The sequence below is a fragment of the Flavobacterium soyae genome (genome assembly GCF_045348165.1).
Taxonomy (GTDB): Bacteria; Bacteroidota; Bacteroidia; order Flavobacteriales; family Flavobacteriaceae; genus Flavobacterium; species Flavobacterium soyae.
Genome location: NZ_CP150845.1, coordinates 3,422,865 through 3,443,053, shown reverse-complemented (window position 1 = coordinate 3,443,053; position 20,189 = coordinate 3,422,865). Strand labels below are relative to the sequence as shown.

The following is a 20,189-nucleotide window of genomic DNA, read 5'->3' as shown; positions in this document are numbered from 1 at the left end:
TTAATTGGTTTGGTTTAAGTTAGTTTTTGTTAATTAGTGCTGGTTACAAAATGATTGCAGATATATATAACTTTTAAAGAAACAGGAGATATTTTCTATAATAATTGTTTCTATAGAAATCGTTTCTTAAAATTATAACCTGCATCAAAAATAAGCTTACTCTATTTTTTTAGAATGAGTAGAGTTTTTCGCCAGTAAATTTTAATTGGAATGCTGGTCATGTCTAAATTGTTTTTGGTTAAGATAATTTGTTTGTTATTTCATCGACTTGCTTTGAACAAAAACAAAACATTTTTATTCAAACGTTATAGCTTATCAACTCACTTGCAAATTAAGGATACAGCAAGTTTTTAAGACAGGGAAAAATTCATTTATAAAAGGGGACATTTTCGTAAAAAACCATATACAACGCTTCATAAAAACATATTATGCAATTTTTCATTCAAAAAAAAATAACAAAACCAATAATTAACCATTAAAATAATATTTTTAATAATTAACTAAGAGTATAATTTTTAACCGGTATATTCTTAAAAAAAGACGTTTCACTTTCATTAACACATCTCGATACTTCGGACAATGTCATTAAATTAAGCTTTTAGAAAATAAAAATTATTCCAAATAAAATCCGTTTTTATCCGCGTTTTTACGAAGTAAATCTGTTTTATCCGCGTCAAAATTATACGCTGATTTTACAGATTCGCTAAAGCGAAAACGCTAATAAAAACGGATTTTTCTATTTACCTTTTTCAACATCACAAAATCTATGTTTCTATGAGTGCCAATTAATTTTTTATGCATTACCTCAACAGGCGTAATTAATCTAAAAAACAAATGTTATTTTTACACACCATATAAAAATACATTAATTTCGCAAAGCATACAGATTTTACCTATATTCATATAAAAAATGATCCGGCTTTCAGATCACATTCCTTGTATTTTTCGTATATCAAAGAGCAGCAAGCTTTTTAAAAAAAATTCTATGAATAAGCTAAAGTCTTTTCTTGTTATTAGTTTTCTTTCTATAAATGCATTTGGACAGAATTACCCAATAAGACATCTTGATATATCATCAGGGCTTTCTAACAATTCTGCTGCGTCAATATATCAGGATCAAAATGGATATATGTGGTTTGGAACTTTTGACGGACTGAATAGATATGACGGAAATGATTTTAAAATTTACCGTCATATCCATACTGATCCTAATTCTATTCAGGGAAATGCCATTAGCTGTATTGAAGGTGACTATAAAAACAATTTGTGGATAGGAACAACAGCCGGCCCTGTTGTTTTTAATGCAGAACGTTCCTCTTTTACTCCATTGAAGTATTTTGGAATTGATAAAAAAGCTAAACCTTTAAAAATTACTGCTTATGAGATAATTGCTGTACATTCTCAAAATATAATTCTTGTTGCTACAAAAGAGGCGATAGTAGTTTATAAAGAGGGGGAGCAAATTGGAACGGCAATACCATTTAATGGAAAATTAAATTATATAGCACGATCAATAGCTTATAATGCTAAGAAAAAAGTATTTTATGTTTTTGTAACCGGCTCAGGTCTTTGCCAGTATGATATTAAATCAAAAAAACTAACACTTCTCAACAATACTATTACGGCCGCAAATTGTATAAAGCTGACAAATGAAGGATTGTGGATTGGCTCTGATGAAGGTGCTTACTTATATAATGAGAGCCTGAATACGTATTCTAAAAATTACTTTCTGGAAAAAACTGTAGTACGCGATTTTTTTCAGCAGGGTAACAGACTCTGGATTGCTACTGACGGTGCGGGTCTTTACACTATTACAAAAAACCAGTCTGCCCCTGTTTTATATCGTGCAAGCGGCCCTGTTTCATTACTTAACAGTAAATCTCTTTATGATATATTTGAAAGTAAAAACGGAGAAATGTGGTTTGGAACTTTGCGCGGCGGTGTAAGCATGATGGGCAAAAAACCGCTTTATTTTAATCATTTTAAAAGCAAAACACCACAGACTAATAAACAAGATGAAGATCCTGCTGCAAACTTCATGCTTTCTTTCTGTGAAGATGAAAAGAAAAACATCTGGATAGGCACAGACGGCGCCGGAATGCGATACTGGAACAGGAAACAAAATACCTACGATGTCTACTCTGTAACATCAGCTGCCGGCAGAAAAATTCAGAGCAATTTTGTTACAAGTATAGTCAGAGATTCTGATAATGCAATCTGGGTAGCGATGTGGAAAGGCGGAGTATGCCGAATCGATCCAAAATCAAAGGCGATTCAGAATTTTTCTATTTATAATCAATACACTAAAAAAGCAGAACAGGAATCATGGCTGCTCTTTTTAGATTCAAAAAAAACGTTGTGGCTTGCCGTAACTAACTCAGGCGCATTATACCAATTTGATAGAAAACAAAATAAATTTATCTGCTACAGTACAGCTTTACGCGATGTTACCTGTCTCTATGAAACCAAAGACGGAAAGATCTGGGGCGGAACATTCAATTCTTTTTTTGAAATCGACCCAAAAACAAAAAAAGTAAAAAACTATCATTCTGATTATACAATCAGATGTATAACTGAAGATCAAAACAACAATCTCTGGATTGGTACAGTAGAAGGCGGTCTGCTTTTATTTGACAGAAAAACAAGAACTTATAAAAAGTACACTACTCAAAACGGCCTTTCAAGCAATACTATACTCCGCCTTTTAGAAGACAAAGAAGGGAATTTATGGATGAGTACATATCACGGTATCTCAAGATTTAATCCTAAGAATAATACTTTTAGAAATTTTGGGGTTACTGATGGACTGCAGAGCAATCAATTTAGCTGGAATGCAGGTACTAAACTTTCTACAGGGGAATTTATTTTTGGGGGTATAAACGGATTCAATGTTTTTCATCCTGACAGTATAAAAGACAAAAAAAATACAGGCCGATTTTTATTAAATGATTTGCTGGTAAACAATCAGTCTTTAAAAATGAACAGTCCTTATATAACAGAAAAAAAACTCGAAATGATAAGCGGTGCTGAACTCCCTTATGAAAAATCGGCATTAAGTTTTGATTTTGTTTATCTTGATTATGTTAATTCTGAAAAAATCAATACCGCTTACTTTCTTGAAGGCTGGGATAAAAACTGGAATTATACCTCAAAAAATAACAGGGCAAATTATTCCAGACTGACTGAAGGTACTTATGTTTTTAAAGTAAAGACAACCGATGTTTTTGGAAACTGGACCAATGAAGTAACACTGACAACGGTAAAAATCCTTCCGCCCTGGTATCGAACATGGTGGGCATATACACTTTACTTAATCGGTGCAATTGGTGCGATCTACGCATATGTAGATTATCATAAAAATAAGGAAAGACTCCGCTATGAAATAAAACTTGCCCGAATGGAGCATAAAAAAGACAAGGAACATGCCGAAAAACAGTTTTCTATGTTCACTTATATGGCCCATGAATTACGCACTCCTTTATCCTTAATTATAAATCCGCTTAAAAGTGCAATTGAAAGAAAAAACCGTTCTGAAGATGATCTCGACCTAAATCTTGCCTATAAAAATGCTAAACGATTATTGAGTCTTACAGATCAATTATTACTGTTTAGAAAAGCCGAAACAGATCTTGATGAACTCAAAATTTCGAAGATTAATTTAAACATGCTTTGCCGTGAAATCTACGAAAGCTTTACACAAATGGCAGCTGTTAAAAGTTTAAACTATCAATTTATCGAAGAAAAAACACCAACCGAAATATATGGCGATTATGAAAAAATAGAGATTACGCTGTTCAATTTAATCTCCAATGCTTTCAAATTTACCCCAAATAATGGATCAATAACTATTGAGATAACGGAAAATACTGCGGATGTTTCGATTATTATATCAGATACCGGAAGCGGCATCAATGAAAATGATATCGATACTATTTTTGAAAAATTCAAGCAAATTGAGTCTAAAGCCAGCAATGGGTTTGGAATAGGCCTTTATATTGCCAAATATTTTGTGAATAAACATCATGGTGAAATACAGTGTAAAAGTAAAGTTGGAAAAGGTACTTCGTTTATTATTACACTTCTTAAAGGAAACAGCCATTTTGCAGAAATGAACATAAGCGAGAATCATCCGCACATGTCTCCGCTTGTGGGAGAACTTCTTGAAGGAATGCCGGCCGCACATCAAAATACATATGAAAAAAGAATACAGCCATCATATCCTGAAAATCTGCAGGAGGAATTAATCAGTACAAAAAAAGTATTGCTAATTGTTGAAGACAATCCTGAAATGAATCATTACCTCGTGCAGCTTTTCTCTAAAAATTATATTGTTTATTCTGCGGCTGATGGTCTTGAAGGGTTAAAACTTATAGAAAAACATATGCCGGATATTGTACTGAGCGATATCTCTATGGAAGGCATGAACGGTTTGGATTTATGCAAAAAAATCAAGCAAAATGATGATTTGAGCCATATTCCGGTAATACTTCTCACTGCTACAACCAGTAACGACATCCATTTGCAAAGTATTACCGAAGGTGCAGATGATTATGTCACTAAGCCTTTTGACAGTGATATACTTCTGGCACGAGTTGATTCTGTTCTTCGAAACAGAGGGCAGCTGCGCAAGTATTTCCTGGACAGTATAACACTTCGGGAAAATGTAAATAAAGTTCCCGCTGAATACAAAGAATTTCTTGATAAATGTATCGAAATTGTCGAAGCCAATCTCGAAAACAGCGAATTTAACCTAAAGAGTTTCTCTGCTGCAATGGGTATGAGCCATTCAAATCTTTACAAAAAGATTAAAGCAATTTCGGGACAAACTGTAAATGTTTTTATCAGATCTATCAGAATCCGAAGAGCTGCAGTAATTATGCTTACTGAAAATATTAATATCGCGCAGGCCGGCCCTCTGGTTGGTATAGAAGATCAGCGCTATTTCCGCCAGCAGTTTGTAAAATTGTTTGGGATGAAACCTTCAGAGTATATCAAAAAATACAGAAATTCTTTTAATAAGGAACTAAATATCATTCAGAAAAGAGATATTACATAATTAGATTTTTTTGAGGATTAAGACATTTATTAATTCATTGTTGGCAGCAATTGTAGTTATTAATGAAAAGCATTGCGGGATTATAAATGAGGAATATTACAAAAGATCAAATAACAACTTGTAAAGACTGCGAGTTTAGACATATTTGTACCGATTGCCGCGCTTATATTGAAGAGCCTCATAATATATTTTCAAAGCCTTTAAAATGTGGATATGATCCATACACTAACAAATGGTCAGATTGGAGTACAAATCCCTTAAAACAAAAAGTAATTGAATTTTATGGATTTTAAAAACCTCACTTAAGTTCTCCATACTCCAAATTATCAAACATAAAAAAGAAGGTCATTGCTGACCTTCTTCCTTACTAAACTCAAAATAGCTTTAGGGTTAAATTAATTCTCGCCCCAGCCGTATCTTACACGAAATACACCAGTACTGCTTACTGTATTTATAGTAATGTTGGTTCCGCTGCCCCCTCTGGTAAACAGACTGTAAGAATCATTATCTCTCAATCCAGGCCAGTAAACACTTGCAATTTGATCGTTTCTGCAGACATCGCTGGTGGCCACAATATAAGCAATTTCATTATCAGACTGGTTTCCGTTCTGGTAGTCTTTGCCTGAGTTCATTGCGGCACCAAATTCAGTAATCACCGTACGGGCGCCATAACTTCCTATGCGGCTGCGCCAGTCTGCTCTCCATTGAGTAACTGATCTGGTTGCCCAGAAAGCATAATTATGCAGTCCAAGTAAACAGCCATTAAAACGGCTGTCTGCCCCAACTCCGGTAACATTCTCAGAATACCCTATTCCGTCCAGGATTATTCTGCCTTTTGGAACACCGGAATAATTAGAAAGAAATTGAGCATAAATACTCGTGAGCTGCGATAATGTATAGCCATGAGGCTCATTGAATGGTTCAAAATAAACGTTCCCGTTGCTTTGATATTTATTTACTACAGTAGTCCACATATTCCAAAAAGCTGTAGTATTATCAATTTTGCCGTCTTTTGAGGAAGATGACTCCCAGCATGCAATGATTACTTTCCATCCTTTACTGGTCGCTTTATCGATTACTCCCTGATAACTGCCCCACCAGCTCTCTGCAACAGAAGGCGGGTTAATAGGTATGCGTATTGTGTTAACTCCGCTTATTTTACTGGAAAAACCATTTAGTACGGCTTCTGTTTTCGATGCAACTGTACTGTAGCTGTCCCCTGCGGTCAATCCTGAGATAATAACCCAGCCATCTACAAAATTATCTCGCCCGTCTGCCCAGTTTAACCCGGCAATTGATGCAGCACCGACCTTAGCGGTAGAAGCATTAGTGTTTGATACTGTGTTTTCAACTGCAGGCTCATTGGCCGCTGCATCTCCAGAATTTACATCCAGAGCTTCTTCTTTGGAACAGGCACATAAAATGATGCCTAATAACATAACTGCATATCTTTTTTTCATTGAAATAAAATAGTTTAAATTGTTTAATTAATAGTTTGGTTCTTCTCCTTGCTTGTTATACAGTACTGTAAAAATCTATTTTTAATACTATTTATATACCAGCAAGGCTCTGCACTTAAAATAATCAGTCTCTGTTTTCTTCTTATTTGAAATTCAGTTTCAAAAATTAAAAAGTAAGTCCATTATAACGTGCATTCATTGCAATTAATCGTACGGTCTCATAGGTTTTATGGGTTTAGTTAGTAAAAAACATCTTATAGACAGCAGCTGCATTTCATATTATGATGTTATTACAAAGTAATGTCTTACAGAAGTTTCTCAACAGGGGTAATTTGGAAAAAAAAAGAGGTCATATTGGTAATTTGATATTTTTTTAGCTTTAAAAAAATACAATACATAAAATATTAGCAATTAAATTATCTATAAAATAATTATACAATTAATAAATTTACAGGTCTTGTACTTATAAAAATCAAAAAAGAATCTCTGTGAAACATTATTTAAACGATAAAAGCCCTGTCAAATAGTATTGACAGGGCTGATTAAATTTTAAATAAATGGAGTATTTCTATTTCTTAATAAATGTTTTATTTACGATGGTACTTTCCGTTTCAATGCGTAATAAGTAAACACCACTAGTCAAAGAACTGCAATTGTAAGGAATATTAATTCTGCCGGCATCATAAGTCTTGTTAGTTATAGTATTTAACTTTCTTCCATTAATATCAAACAATGTTATGTTAACTTTTTGCTGTTCAGTCTGCATAAAGGAAATTGTGATATTTCCTGATGCTGGATTTGGATAAATACTCAAATCAACTTCTGAATCAAGAACTGACTTATTAACACTAAGTGTTGTAGTACAGTTAGGCGTTGTACTAAAAGCCATTGTTCCTGCCGAGAAATTTGTAAATGCAGTATTTATGTCAACATTAGAAGCATCATTAGCACCTTTACCATCACATTCTGTTCTGCCATTTCTCCAATAAGGAAACTGAAGATAGACACCCGCAGTAGAACAGCTTCCTATTTCTGCATCACCCCCCACGACAACTGAACTTCCAAAATTTCCGGCAAACAGCATCGCATTTCCTTTAATATTAGCTGAGTTTGCGACTGAACCGCCTTCCATCCATGCATTTCCTTCAACAATAGCATTACTGGATAAAGTGGCATTGTAAACACAGGCATTATCCCTAACAATAGCATTTCCGCTCACATTTCCACCATCAACCATTGCATAACCATCTATACGGGCATTGCCTGAAACAGTACCGCCCCTTACAATAGCATAAGGCCCAACAAAAACCGAAGCAGCAACACTGGCATTATTTGATACCCATCCGCCTCCGTTGGAATGCAAATGTCCATTTGTTTTAAGAAATTTTCTAAAATCGGCTGCCGGCTGAAACCCTTCAGGATTAGCATTTGCTATTTTTAATTCATAAGGATATCTTCTCTGTTTTGGATAACCAACATCCATATTGTAGTTTACATGTACTTTTGGCGCTGAAAAAACCACAAGAAAAATTCCGGCTTCATTGGATGTATTAAGGGTAAAAGATGCTTCTCCATCAGAGTTATACATTGGGCTGTAGCGAGATACAGTACCGTCTGTTTTGGTAGTAACAAAACCATAACGCCATCCGGCCTGAGTTGGATTTACTTCGGTATGTCCTTTAAACTTAATTGTAACTTTCTTTTGAGTACCGCTGCAAGTTGGGTACAAAGGAATTATATTCATTCCATAATCCTGCGGCGCCCAGTCGTTGTTGGTATAGTATTGATCTGTTGTACCTGTTACCTTTGTCAATAATGTGTATTGCCTGCTTGTATAACGAGGCATATTATTTTTAATAAACGTATATGTATCTCTAATTGTTTTTCCGAAATTACTTGTTGTGTTTATTTGAGAATTCCATTGAATAGGATAATCAAAAGCCGGCTGTCTTTGCGCATATCCCCAAAGATAATCGTTAAGCTGTTCCTGAGTAAATCCTTTCAGCCTTTTAATGGTTTCAAGAGGATGCTCCTCATTTTTAGATTCTGCCCACATTCTTCTGGTAAAATCAAATCCGTCTTTTTCCTGCACATAATACATTAAATGAAAATTGGTATAATGATGACGGGTAGATGACCACATAAAATGCCTGGTTTGTATCCATCTCGTTAAGGTTCCGTCTATATCGGCCCATTTCGGATATGCCTGTGCCCTCATAAAATTGGCATGGCCTTCAAAAAAAGGGCCTGCCCAATCGTAACCTGCAAATGCTGTTCCGTTACCGGGATTCTCCTGAATCCGCATCATCATTTGAAGCGTGTGGGCAAATTCGTGAGATAATGCCCCGCCGTCTCTGGTGGCTTCGGGATGCACAAACATTGCACCAATAGTATTACTAAAAGAACTTGCATGGGCAAATGCCTCTAAACGCGGATCTGTTGAATTCCAGGTATTCATGACCATAATAATGATCTTGTATTTTCCAAAATTCGTTGTCGGTGAATTATTAATAAAATGCAGATCGGTTATGTATCGTTTAAAGCTGTGTTCAAGCGTATCTGCAACTGCTTTAGGCGCAAACCTCAAAACTGGGTCTGAATATGCAGCTGGATTAGTCCCAACTTTATCTCCCCAGTAAAGTACAAAATTTGTGGATTCATATTTTCTGGAATTTGATATTTTATTATAAAATTCATTATTTGGATCACTCCATTCTGTGGGTGTAAAAAGCGTTTTCTGAGCAATTATACAATGACTGGACAGAAAAAGGACTGCTAGTAGTAAAAGTTTTTTCATAGTATATTTAGTTATTAGTTAAGGGGCAATGAATTCTATGTAAATGTAAACATGAAATTATAGTATTTATAATACAATATTAACTATATTTAATACTATTTTACCTCGTTTTTGTATTTACATCTACTTATTACCCAGTCACTTATCAAATATTATCAAACATCTTAAAAAATTATTATATAAAAAAAGAACAAGTCTTAAGAAAAGATTAATAAACAATGGAACGGTTCAAACTAATCATTCAGTTCTACAGCTGTGATTTCTATAACAACACTGCTTTCCTGTCTTGACGAAGAAACTTTTAATCCAACTTTCATAAGGAAATCACCAGAAAAAACAGTACCTGATTCTTCAAAAGTATTTTTAGCTTTTGGCATTAAGTTAATTTCTTTTACACTGTACATTTTTGAAGCATCAAGTCCTTCCAGCCTTACTAAACTGTAATTAGGATCTGTAAGCGGATGCAGCGTATAAGAAAAAAGTACCGATTGTGTTTTATTTTCATTTACATACATCAAAACGGCCCTGCTGTCTTCATAAGGAGAAATCAATCGGTATAAATCTCCCTGCCAGATTACGGGACTTAACCGCTTGTAATTGGCTACAGCCTCTTTACAATATAAAAGCTCATCGGTTTTTAAACCACCCACATGAATATCAAAACCTAATTTTCCCATCATGGCCGCATCGGTCTTAAATTTAATGGATTGATTTCCCATTGAGGTTACGTGATTGCAAACCGCCAGTGCAGGATAAAAACCTGAATAGCCCCATTGTATAAAAATACGGTCAAAAGGATCTGTATTATCGCTCGCCCAAAATTCTGTAAAGTAGTCCAGCATCCCGTAATCCACTCTGCCTCCGCCTCCGGCGCAAAGCATCATGGGCAGGTTTGGATATTTCGTTTTAATCTGATCCAGAACTTTATATAATCCTCTTGTATATTCTATAAACAAATGGGATTGTTTATTTTTTAAATAAGAGGAATAAGCGTTCGTCATCATGCGGTTACAGTCCCATTTAAAAAAAGCCACACCAGACTGTGTCTGCATTATATCATCAACCACCTTAAATACAAAATCCTGAACTTTCGGATTACATAAATCCAAAACCAATTGCGAACGATACAGGCTCTTTTCGCGATTTGGAAGGGTTAAAACCCAATCCGGGTGTTTTTCATACAATTCACTTTTCTCATTAATCATTTCGGGTTCAATCCAGATACCGAATTTTACATTGGTTTCCCTGGCTTTTTCCATCAAAAAACCAATACCGTCCGGTAATTTCGTTTTCGTGGCCTGCCAGTCTCCCAAACCAGATACAGAACCGCTTCTTGGGTATTTATTTCCAAACCAGCCGTCGTCCAGTAAAAACATATCGACACCTAATGTTTTGGCATCCTCAAACATATTACTCAGCTTAGTCTGATCAAAATCAAAAAAAGTAGTTTCCCAATTGTTCAATAAAGTCAAACGTGGTTTTTCTCCGTCTTTAAGCCCATATTTTCTGGCCCAGGCATGCAAATTCCTGCTCGCCTGCCCTTTTCCCTGATTCGAAAATGTATAAATAAAAGAAGGTGTTTTGAATACTTTTCCGGGTTCCAGACTGTACTCTGAGGCAAATTCATTGATTCCTGAAATAATTCTCAGTTCGTTGTTATTGTCTACATCAAACGTGTATTTAAAATTGCCTGACCACGCTATCGTACCGGCAATAACTTCACCTGTGTTTTCATTTGATTTTGAATTTAACGAAAGGAAAAAACTCGGTGCGGCAAACATGTTGGTACGAACTCCCAATTTTGAATCTATAATCCTGCTTCCCCGGTTAAGCTGGCTTTCTTCCATTCTCATTTCCTCCACAACATCACTGTAATATTGTGTGAGCCAATATCTGTCGGCATCTAAATGTAAGGCCGATGAAGCATAATTATAAAGTATTACAGGCTTTTTTTCCTGATGCTGAATTTCTGTCCACAGCTCAATTACATTTTCTTTATAGAATGTTTTATAGTAAAGATTTACATAAAAAGGATATTGAGGATCTTTGAGTTTAATGATTGTTTCTGTTGAATTAGCATCAATTTTTCTCACGATATGATTTTGATATTCTAATTCCAGAGAAGGGTTCCCATCATTATGCGTAGTTCGAATTGCAGACGTAAATAAATTATCCGTACCAAAAGCCGGATAAGCATTATGACGTAAATCAATCAATGGATTTCCGTCGTTGACTATAAACTTTTTGGTGTTTTCTTTGGATACTAATTCATATTCAAAACTGTTATTCAGCTTTGTACCCAAATAAGTCTGATATAACTTTTGATTTTTACCTACTTTTAAAACTAAGGCCGAATTTTCGGTTTCAATCTGAATTACCGGTTTTTCCTGTGCCTGAACAAAAGAATACAAAAGGCTTAATAATAAAAGTAATAATTGCTTCATTTTACGTCTTTATTATTTGGTGTTAAAAATTAATACCCAAAAGGATTGTCAACAATAAACATAGGTTCAGTAAACCATTTTGCTCCATTTTCAGTCATATAAAAATGGTCTTCATGTCTGATTCCGAATTTTCCCGGAATGCAAATCATTGGTTCGTTACTCACCACCATTCCTTCCAGCAGTTTTATTTCGCTTCCGCGGACTAAATACGGGTATTCATGAATATCAAGTCCGGTTCCGTGTCCCACTCTGTGCGGTAATCCCGGTAAATTATAATCAGGGCTTAATCCGGCTTCTGCCAATGTTTTTCGGGCTGCATCATCTACTGATCCGCAGGAAGCACCAATCTTTGCAGCTTCAAAAGCAGCAAGCTGAGTCTTCTTTTCTAAATTCCAAATAGTTCTGTATTCATCAGAAGCTTCTCCATAAACATACGATCTGGTAATATCAGAAAGATATCCTTCTAACCTGCAGCCTGTATCTACAATAACTGCTTCATTTTCTTTTAAAGGCTGCGGGACCGAAACACCGTGAGGATACTGTGTATCATCTCCAAATAAAACAATACAGAAGTAAGAACCGGAAGAAATTCCTGCTTTGATATGGGCTTTATTTATAAAATCTGTGACTTCACCCACTGTAATTCCGGGTCTTAATATTCTCGCAGCAGCTCTTTGAACCTCCATCGTAATATCTTTTGCTTTCTGTATAATCGCGATTTCATTTTTAGATTTCTGCATTCTACAAGCCGACGTAATATTTTGTGCCGTTATAAAATCATAACTGCTATTTGCTTTTGAAACTCCATCAACCAAAAAATAAGGGGCTGATTCATCAATTGCAATTAAACCCGTTAAAATATTTTTTGTATTCAATAAGTTTCCAAACAAAACATACGGAGATTCATGTTCTTCCCAACAGTTAATAGAAGAGTTAACTTTTTTGTATTTTTTAAAAGTGCCTTCTTCAAATTTTGGTACGATATATTCTAAAGAGCCGTCATCAAAAAGCAAAGCTCCCACCATTCTTTCAGAAGCACTCCAAAGCGTTCCTGTAAAATAATACAAATTGGTTCCTGCATTTAGATATAGTACTTTAACAGAATGGTCTTTCATTAGCTGTACGGCTTTTTTGATACGCCCTAAATATTCTTCCAGCAGAATAGGCTGAACATCATAGGTTCTGTTTTCTATTTTTTCTAATTCAGCTGCGGCATTTGAGCCTCCTGCACCTATTGTCATTTTTTTTAAATTAAATTAAATCTTATGGTTATTTATTTCTCTTTTGGTTTAGTTTCTTTCATCAGTTTTTGCAGATCTTCCTGAGTAAGTGCATAGTCATACATTTGTACTGATGCAATATATCCGGAAAAATATTCTCCCGCATCTGATGCTCCTATTATAATTTTTGCCTTATCTATGGCAGATGATAATAGCATATTTTGTGAATTATCTAAAATACCATCCACATATACTTTTTCTACAACACCATCGAAAGTTAAAACAATGTGATGCCATTTACCGGCTTCGGGTACTTTTTTATATCTCATATCAAAATGACCGTCTAAATGTACGCCAGCACCATAATTTCCGCTGTTATATGCCAATGCATTATAGGAATTTGCCAAACCCAATGCCTGCCTGTCACACCAGGAAACTAAAATTTCTCCTTCGTTTGCTATCTCGGGATTTTTAACCCAGACTGCGGCGGTATACGAGCCATTCCATGCCAGACTTTTAGGAACTGGTTTATTTAGCGTCAAAGCTCCTTTTTTAAAATTAAAAGCTTTAATTCCGTTTAATTCTTCTAAAGAAATATCCCCGCTTTTTTCAAAAATGCCGCCTATAGATCCTTTATTTAAAAAAGAAGCTGAACTAAGGTTACTAAAACTTTTGGCATTTAGATCAACAATCATTTTTTTACTGCTTTTTTCCGCCGGAACTTTAACTGATGGTTTATTTTTTAAATGAAGAGGAATATCAAATAAGGAACTGTACACTTTTATATTCCAGACTGCGGGATAAAGTCCCGTTTTTTCAGCCGCTAAAACAGTTAGTTTTATATAACGGGCAGTTACATCATTATCATCAATCATTGGGCTTCCCGCCGTTTGATTTCTGGATTTATCAGCATACATATTCCAGTTCTTTTCGTTTAGAGAATATTCCAGTTTATACTGGTAATAATAACTCGCAAATTCAAACTGAGTCATTATTCTTTTTATTTTTTTCTCAGAACCTAAATCAACTATTAAATACTGAGGTGTGGTATTATCAGCCGCTTTCCACATTGTGGCATTATTATCATCTGTGGCAAAAGACGGTTTATATTCATAATTATACTGAGTTGATTTTAAATGATAAAAGGAAGAAGCGGTTGTTTTTGCCTTAAAAGCAATATTTTCAGGTACTTCAGATTGTATTAATTTTTCAATTCCTTGGTTTGCAGGGATAACTTTTTGGATTGTCGAATCATTTTCAAAAATCATTTTATCGATACAAACCTGCCTTGCAAGTCCGCCTCTTGTCATGGGATAATCATGTTTATGATAGACGATGTAGTAATCGTCTTTTTCCTGTAAAACAGAATGATGTCCGGGACCATGAACACTTTGATCTTCATTGGTACTCAAAATAGGATTGTTTTTCCCCGGAGTAAAAGGCCCGTAAGGCGAATTAGAATAGGAATAGCGAACATTGTAGGTTTCATCATGACAGGAAGCTCCTGAATACATTAAAATGTACTTGGATCCTTTTTTCATCATATAAGCTGCTTCAAATGGAGCCGGGGTTTGTTCTAATGGAATATTGACTGAATTTTTCATTTCACTCATTGTATTTTTATCCAATTCTCCTACAGCATATCCGCCATTATAATGCACCCACGTTCCCCAATATCCATATATTTTGCCGTCTGCATCTTTAAAAAACTGTGCATCAAGTGATGGAAAACCTTCTCTGGGATATCCGTTTGAAATAACCGGAACATCGTTTTCACTCAATTTTGTCCATGGCCCAACCGGAGAATCTGATACATATCCGTAAATATTACAGCCTATTTCGCAATTCCCAAAATACAAATAATACTTACCGTTGTCTCCCTCTATTATATCGGGAGCCCAAAAATTAGTGATTGATTTTGCAGAAAAAGAAGGAATTTCCATGATATAATTATACCAGTTTTTCAGGTCTTTACTATACCAGACCGTAGGAGCTCCAGATGCCAGCATTTCGTTGTCTGTTGTGGCATAGATATAATAAATGTCTCCAAACTTTTTGATAGTGGGATCTGCAAACCAGCCCGGTAAAATGGGATTTCCAGCACCTGGACCGTTTACCTGAACATCATCCTGAGCCATGATGGTTCCCGTAAAAACAAGTATAATAAGACTATAAAATAGTTTCTTTTTCAGCATTGCATTGTATTATAAATTAAACTGAGTAAAATATTTTTATAAAAAATAAATGCCATCCTGAGCGAAGTCGAAGGCTTTTAAACGGAAAGGGCTTCGACTTCGCTCAGCCTGACAAAATTGGACTTCGCTCAGCCCGGCAAAATTCAACTTTGCTTGACCTGACAATGGTTTTTGAATTACCCAAAACAGATTTATATTAATATTTCCAAACCAATACATCAGCAGTTTTTATTGCTGTGTTTCCAATAATAATTTTGGCGCTTTTTGGTAAATTAATTTGATAGATTTTATCCGAATAATTAACTGCTATACCAAATCCGTCGCGATACTCCACCATAACTCCTTCAGGATAATTTTCTATAGGCGTATTTTGTTTCTGGTATAACTTTCTTATGACTTGTTTTTCAAGTTCACCATTTTTAGAATCTACGCCAACGTAGGTTACGGTTCCTTTACCTAAATTACGTGAAATAATGGCTGGCGTTCCCGAGTAAAAATCTCCGTCATAGGTTCCCCAGATTTCTGTTTCTTTATTTGGTTTTAGTAAATCGCCCCAGCTTGTCCATTTAAATTCCTGATTATCAAATTTTATTATACCCGGAGACTGCGGCATTAACAAATCATACGATTCTATTTGAGAACCTATTAAATTCCACATAGGTTCATAGAACTTAGCTTCCCAAAGATGACCCTGACGGTTTTGAATTCCGGATCGGCAGCTCATTATTAAATTTCCTCCATTTTTGGCATACAGATTTAGTTTATCGATCATTTTTTGATCAATCATCTGATAAGCCGGTACTATTAAAAAAGGATAATTCGAGAAATCAGCCGTATCGCGAACAAAGTCAACCGGTGCGTCAATTGATTTAGCTGCTTTGTAATATTTTAAGAAATGCCCAATTGTATTCCACTCTTTTGTCTGTTTGTTTAATTCAATCGCCATCACATTATCGGCATTAAACAAAATTCCGGTTTTACGTTTTAAATAGTAATCCGGCAATGCAGCTTTAGCATCATACTTCTTTCGCAGTGTATCAATTTCTTTTATAAACTGATTAAATTCTTTACCGCCAGCGGTTGGTGTAACACCATCTGTACCTACAATACCATAATGAAACTGCTCATATCCATACAAAGGCGCACGAAAACGATAGGTACAGGTAAATTTACTGCCGCCGGCAAAAACATGCCATAACCACATACGGATGCTTCCGGGCAGTGGCTGCGGATTGATGCTTCCCCAGTTTACTTGTCCCGGCTGTAATTCCATACAGCCGTACATACCTTTTAAGGGACGAAAAAAATCATTAGACATGCCAATACTGGTATAATCGCCTAAGCGATACCCATTTGGTCCTATTCCCAGGCTTCCGCCGTAAACCAAATAACGGGTATAACAGTCAAAGTCTAATTCTTTACTCATTCCAACGAAACTTTCGTCGTAGTTAGATCTGTAATTAGAAGTGATCCATTGATTTTTATCTGCATACTTTCGTATTGTAACTGCCTGGCTGTCCAGAAAAGTTGCGGTTTCTTCATCTGCAAATCGATAATGGTCTAACTGCGAATGTAAATTCATTCCCCATTCTTTGTGCAACGGAATATTAATCTGATCGAAACTGCTGTAAGTTCCACTCCAGAAATTGTTTCCCCAAGCCTGATTCAGGGCATCAATAGTTGTATACTTTTCCTTTAGCCAGTTACGATAGCGCTGCTGTGCATCTGCTCCGTAATCCAGAAAACGCGTAGGTTCATTGTCAACCTGCCATCCAATAATGTTTTTATTACTGCCATATCTTTTTGCCAGTTCTTCAATCATTTTCAGCGAATAGCTTCGATAATAATTACTTGAAAATGAAGCGTGCTGTCTCGAACCATGATCTGTTTTGGTGCCGTCTTCATAAGTGGCGAGTACATCAGGGTGCTGGCGGACCAGCCATACCGGAGGTGTAGCGGTTGAGGTGCACATAATTATTTTTAAATTATATTTTGCAGCAATTCCTACCGCTTTATCCAGCCATTTAAAATCATAAACACCTTCCTGCGGTTCTAACTGCGCCCATGCAAATTCGCCAAAGTGAGTAAATTCAAAACCCATTTCGGCAATTTTTTTCAAATCGCGATCCCACTGACTCTGATCCCAATGTTCGGGGTAATAATATACGCCAACTGTAGTTAAATCTTTTTTTGGAAAAAATTTTTCAAAATTCTGCGCACCGGAATTTAAACCCGTAAGTAATCCGAATAAAGTAAATACTATTTTTTTGAAAAGGTGTTTTATTGATTTCCGCTTCATTTCATACTTATAATTTAATTTGTACAGGTTTATTTTTTAAAGGAATTTTATAAGCTCCCCTAACTTTTTCATAAGACAATTTTACATCTTTATCTATTCTTAAATAAGCATTAGGCGTATAATTATCTTTACTGTTCAATGTTATTGTAACAGCACCTGTTTTAGTATTGTAAGTTACTTTTTTAAATGTTCCCGCATCTAGTGTCAATCCTGTTTTTATTGGCGAAATGAATACTTTAGATTTTGCAGCAGTTGTAATTTCTACTTCAATCTCATCTCCTTTTTCTTTTAAATTTCCTCCAAAAGCCAGCCAGCCATACTCTTTTTCATTGGTAATAAAAGCAGCGGTATTTACGGCATATCCAAAAAAACCGGAACCATAATCCCCGGATAAATAATCAATCTGCAGTGTTTCAGGATAAGAATGAAAAGCAGCCGGTCCAAAACCATCCTGTGTAATATTTGAAATTCCGCCTAATAATCCGCCGTACCCTACTTTTAGTAAATGAAAATCATCCGGCGTTTTTTTATACTGTTCCAAAACCGGAATGGCATTTAGTGCCGAACCATAATGATGAATCTGACGTTCTACTCTCGATAATTTTCCTCCGTAAAGAAAGTCCCAATACCTGCGGGCATTTCCATTATAAGCCCAATGCGGCATTGTAGGCATATAGGCCAAAATAGCATCAAGGGTTACTTTTGCTTTATCTGTATATCCAAAATAATCAGACCACATATATACTTCTTCCTGACCTGTAGAATCCCACGGCATTTCGCTGCCAAAAGGATAATTCAATGTTCTCCAGTGATCTGCCCTGGCTTTCATTTTGGCTTCCAGATTAGCTGCCATTTCGGTATATCCTTCAGTTTTTAAATCTTTTAAAATCAATAAAAATACTGTTCCTTCCATTTGTCCAAACTGCGCATAATACGGTGCTAAAGTTGTCATGGCAATACTGGTTTCATAAGCATTTTTTAAATACCAGTCCCAGGTATGATTCGTAACTAAACCATCATGATATCTGGCCAGACGATACATAGTCCAGTGCGCAGCGGCAACATGCGGATAGTTATAAGATCTTCCCGGATCATCTGCGCCTTTTTTGTCCCAGGCTGCCCAGGTTTTATAGTTTACCTCTTTGCTGTAAGTACCTTCCGGCATTAAAGCCGGCTCATAATAAAACACACTTTTTTTAACTCCGTATTTAAGTGTATCGGCAGTATTATACTGAATTCCGCCCCATAAAGTCTTATCAACAAACTGCTCTAATTTTGCTATTTCTTCTCTATTTGGATCAATCAATTGTTTCATGACAGCGCCAAGCCAGCCGCCTGCCCCGCCCTCATCACTTAAACCTGCAATCCAGACACGGCTGTCCTGACTAACCTGTTTTTTGGTTTCATAATCATACGAGATTACCGAAGGATTACGGTGAAAAGGATCATTTTTTTGATCAAACCATTGGGCTGTTGTCAAAAAATGTCCGAAATCTGCAATGGTGTTCGTTTCAGATTTTATTACTTTATAGTTAATTGTCTGTTCTAATCCGTCTTCATAGGTTACGGTTAATCTGGCTCTTCCCCATTTTTTTCCCTGCACTTCATATTGAAAATAACCATTTTTATCTTTTGATTTCTGTGTTATTGTCAAAGCTCCTTCTGGTTCAATTTTTAAGGATTTGACTGCTTTTTTATATTTTAGAAAAAGCTGTCCGTTTACATCCAGAGGCAAAACATAACCCGGAACTCCAACAGCAGCCGGACGTTCGTTCTGAATTAAACCAGCCTGAATATTCTCAATCTGATTAACCAATACAAGCTTTAGGGAGAAGTTTTTAACCTCTCCCACCTGAAGCAGTACTGAAGTTGGCGAATTCCATTGTTCTGCTTTTTTCCATTCCTGCTCAGCATAGGCTTTGGAAACAGGCATCCATTCGTGAAAACCTTCAAAAACAATGCTTCTTGGTGTTTCATCATCTAGTAATGGCCGATACGCTTCAAAAGGCATATTCATCTCAGGAAGTACTAACAAAGCCGGACCGTGGCCGCTCAATCGTTTTACTTCCAGATAGCCTGCATCTTTACCAATATAAGGATCAAAAAATACATTATGAAGATGGGTTTCATCGAGTGTTTTTCCTTCCAGAATGTTATTAAAAATCATAGGAACTCCTAAAGCCCCAATTTCTACCGCTGCATTAGATTTGTTTGTGATTTCAAAACGCACTACCAAATTCCCCTCTTTTTCTTCATAGAAACGTTTTATCGTAACCGGAATGTCAGCCGGAAGTGTATTAGAAAGATCTGCCGCCGCCAAAGTATTTCCTGAAACGCTTAAAGCGGTAACAGCTGCACGTTTAGCTGCTGTTGAATAACTTTTCCAGGATGCGTCGACAGCTTTAATTCGCAGGTTAATATCGCCTAACTGATACAAACCGTCTTTATCACGAATTGCCAGTCGGTCTCCCGGTGTAAAATCAAAAGTTTTATCTGAAACAGGAGACAAAGACGCCACCGTTTGGGATGACTTCAATAATTTGATTTCAAAAGATTTTGTGCTTAAAGTCGTAAAACCTTTATCAATTTCAAGCGTTGATTTTTTTGCTTTAATCTTGTCCCAATATTCCTGCGCCTGTAAATTGGAAACTACAGAACAGCAGATTATCAAAGCCAGTATTTTTATTCTTTTCATATCTTTTATTATTTTTAAGAGCA

9 protein-coding genes are annotated in these 20,189 nt (G+C 35.9%); 2 read left to right on the top strand and 7 right to left on the bottom strand.

What is annotated here, in order from left to right:
• The first annotated feature begins 985 nt into the window (after window positions 1–985).
• Together AABD74_RS14685 and AABD74_RS14680 are read left to right on the top strand one after the other, a co-directional pair.
• Window positions 986–5,056, top strand: coding sequence for a two-component regulator propeller domain-containing protein (locus tag AABD74_RS14685; RefSeq protein WP_406843335.1), 4,071 nt, complete (start codon window positions 986–988; stop codon window positions 5,054–5,056).
• A gap of 86 nt (window positions 5,057–5,142) precedes the next feature.
• Window positions 5,143–5,349 (top strand): hypothetical protein, encoded by a 207-nt coding sequence (locus tag AABD74_RS14680; protein WP_406843334.1) that lies wholly within the window; start codon window positions 5,143–5,145, stop codon window positions 5,347–5,349.
• A 102-nt stretch (window positions 5,350–5,451) separates the two neighbouring features.
• On the opposite strand, the gene AABD74_RS14675 is transcribed toward AABD74_RS14680, so the two are convergent.
• The 7 genes from AABD74_RS14675 to AABD74_RS14645 form a co-directional block, all read right to left on the bottom strand.
• Window positions 5,452–6,516, bottom strand: a complete 1,065-nt coding sequence (locus tag AABD74_RS14675) for a cellulase family glycosylhydrolase (RefSeq protein ID WP_406843333.1) — start codon at window positions 6,514–6,516, stop codon at window positions 5,452–5,454.
• A 568-nt stretch (window positions 6,517–7,084) separates the two neighbouring features.
• Window positions 7,085–9,313, bottom strand: a complete 2,229-nt coding sequence (locus tag AABD74_RS14670) for a DUF6055 domain-containing protein (RefSeq protein ID WP_406843332.1) — start codon at window positions 9,311–9,313, stop codon at window positions 7,085–7,087.
• A gap of 233 nt (window positions 9,314–9,546) precedes the next feature.
• Window positions 9,547–11,757 (bottom strand): alpha-galactosidase, encoded by a 2,211-nt coding sequence (locus tag AABD74_RS14665; protein WP_406843331.1) that lies wholly within the window; start codon window positions 11,755–11,757, stop codon window positions 9,547–9,549.
• A 29-nt stretch (window positions 11,758–11,786) separates the two neighbouring features.
• Window positions 11,787–12,998: a M24 family metallopeptidase gene (locus AABD74_RS14660; protein ID WP_406843330.1), complete on the bottom strand. Its 1,212-nt coding sequence runs from the start codon at window positions 12,996–12,998 to the stop codon at window positions 11,787–11,789.
• A 32-nt stretch (window positions 12,999–13,030) separates the two neighbouring features.
• Window positions 13,031–15,172 carry a family 43 glycosylhydrolase gene (locus AABD74_RS14655; protein ID WP_406843329.1) on the bottom strand — a complete coding sequence of 714 codons (2,142 nt, stop codon included), beginning with the start codon at window positions 15,170–15,172 and terminating at the stop codon, window positions 13,031–13,033.
• Between the two features lie 196 nt (window positions 15,173–15,368).
• Window positions 15,369–17,471 (bottom strand): beta-galactosidase, encoded by a 2,103-nt coding sequence (locus AABD74_RS14650; RefSeq protein WP_406843328.1) that lies wholly within the window; start codon window positions 17,469–17,471, stop codon window positions 15,369–15,371.
• Between the two features lie 7 nt (window positions 17,472–17,478).
• Window positions 17,479–20,166 carry a DUF5695 domain-containing protein gene (locus AABD74_RS14645; RefSeq protein ID WP_406843327.1) on the bottom strand — a complete coding sequence of 896 codons (2,688 nt, stop codon included), beginning with the start codon at window positions 20,164–20,166 and terminating at the stop codon, window positions 17,479–17,481.
• Between the last annotated feature and the right edge of the window lie 23 nt (window positions 20,167–20,189).

Excerpts from the sequence above, each read along its gene's own strand:
- AABD74_RS14685 (WP_406843335.1), top strand. The coding sequence starts at position 986 with ATGAATAAGCTAAAGTCTTTTCTTGTTATTAGTTTTCTTTCTATAAAT.
- AABD74_RS14680 (WP_406843334.1), top strand. The coding sequence starts at position 5,143 with ATGAGGAATATTACAAAAGATCAAATAACAACTTGTAAAGACTGCGAG.
- AABD74_RS14675 (WP_406843333.1), bottom strand. The coding sequence starts at position 6,516 with ATGAAAAAAAGATATGCAGTTATGTTATTAGGCATCATTTTATGTGCC.
- AABD74_RS14670 (WP_406843332.1), bottom strand. The coding sequence starts at position 9,313 with ATGAAAAAACTTTTACTACTAGCAGTCCTTTTTCTGTCCAGTCATTGT.
- AABD74_RS14665 (WP_406843331.1), bottom strand. The coding sequence starts at position 11,757 with ATGAAGCAATTATTACTTTTATTATTAAGCCTTTTGTATTCTTTTGTT.
- AABD74_RS14660 (WP_406843330.1), bottom strand. The coding sequence starts at position 12,998 with ATGACAATAGGTGCAGGAGGCTCAAATGCCGCAGCTGAATTAGAAAAA.
- AABD74_RS14655 (WP_406843329.1), bottom strand. The coding sequence starts at position 15,172 with ATGCTGAAAAAGAAACTATTTTATAGTCTTATTATACTTGTTTTTACG.
- AABD74_RS14650 (WP_406843328.1), bottom strand. The coding sequence starts at position 17,471 with ATGAAGCGGAAATCAATAAAACACCTTTTCAAAAAAATAGTATTTACT.
- AABD74_RS14645 (WP_406843327.1), bottom strand. The coding sequence starts at position 20,166 with ATGAAAAGAATAAAAATACTGGCTTTGATAATCTGCTGTTCTGTAGTT.